Source organism: Burkholderia reimsis (genome assembly GCF_003294055.1).
Taxonomy (GTDB): Bacteria; Pseudomonadota; Gammaproteobacteria; order Burkholderiales; family Burkholderiaceae; genus Burkholderia; species Burkholderia cepacia.
This window is the reverse complement of the sequence record NZ_QMFZ01000106.1, coordinates 1-1,301: the sequence shown is the minus strand read 5'-3', so window position 1 is coordinate 1,301 and position 1,301 is coordinate 1. Positions and strand designations below refer to the sequence as shown.

The following is a 1,301-nucleotide window of genomic DNA, read 5'->3' as shown; positions in this document are numbered from 1 at the left end:
CACCGATCGTCGTGCGTTGTATAGGTAGCGTGTTATGGGGCGCGTGTCTGGCGACGGCTTGCTTCGGTCACGCGCAGTTCTTCGTGATGGCGCAGCAGCATGCCGGGGAGCAACGCGCGGCGGCGGTCACAGTACCGGCACCGGTACCGTCGCGTAGCCTGACAGTCGTCATGGCTGAGCGCGCAAGCATCTCGGCCCAGCTCGCCACGGCGAACGCTCGCTACTGCGTCGGCAACTGCGCAACGCTGGATGCGCGCCGAACGACGCTCGGTGCGCGACTCGATGCGCTGAACGCCGAAGCCGATGAGGTGCGGCGCCAGCAGGCCGCTGCGGATCGCGTCACGGTACAACGTGACGCGTTACGCGTCGATCCAGTCACGTCGCGACTCGCCGCGTTACTCAGTACGACCGCGACCAGGATCGATCTGCTGACCGGGCTTGCATTCGCCGCTGTGCTTGAAAGCGTCGCCTGTCTGTTGTGGACCGTCGCGCTTCGGTTGCCGTTACCGAAGCCGTTACCCGTCGTGACTACCGTTTCGCCGTCAGCAGTCACGGCAACGCCAGCCGTGACTCCGTTTGCCGTCGCGCCAGTCACGGAAACGGCTGACATGACTCAGCCGGTAGTCATGCCCGTCACGGCGAGTCACGACGACGAGACCGTTAGTCGCAATTCCGTAACGCCGAGTCACGACCGGAAGAGCGGCGGTCATGCACCACGCGACGCCCCGGTCACATCGTTACCGGCGACGGCTCCCATTGACGACCACCTGTCGCGACTCCTCCGGGATGTCGCGGCCGGTCTCGTCCGTCCCACGGTCGCGGATATACGCCGCCATTGTGGGTGTTCGCAATCGCGCGCGGCGGAATTGCGCCGCCAACTTGCAGAACTCACCTCAACGGCATAGAGCCGGGCCTCGCGCCCGGCTTTTTCTTGTCACTCATTCCACTTCATTTCTGTCATGCGCCATGGACTCGACCACACTCGTTCCAAGTATCAGCATCTTGAACCTCGCCAACCAGCGCGTCGCCGTCGTCGAACGCGTGCGCGCCGCCCTCGATCTACTCGGCGAAGCTCAGCAACTCGCCAAGGCTGCGCATCTCGGATTCCCCCGTCTCGTGCTCGATGAAAGCTACGGTTGCCGCGGCCGGCCCACTGTTACCGGAGACTATGCGAAACGCGACGAAGCGGAAGCCGCCATGGTGCGTCTTATCGACGTGCGCGGCTGGGATTACCTGCTGTCGGAATCGGGCCTGCGCACCTTCATGGACGCCAAGGCTCGCGACCAGTGGAGCAACCAGAT

Annotated in this window: 1 protein-coding gene and 1 pseudogene; both read left to right on the top strand. The window is 64.1% G+C overall.

Going from position 1 to position 1,301, the window contains the following annotated elements; all coding sequences use genetic code 11:
* The coding region (locus DPV79_RS41405) for a hypothetical protein (protein ID WP_113048170.1) at positions 1–905 on the top strand (905 nt) is incomplete at its 5' end.
* Positions 906–966: 61 nt separating this feature from the next.
* A pseudogene (locus DPV79_RS41400) lies at positions 967–1,301 on the top strand (DUF4942 domain-containing protein); the annotation flags it as partial.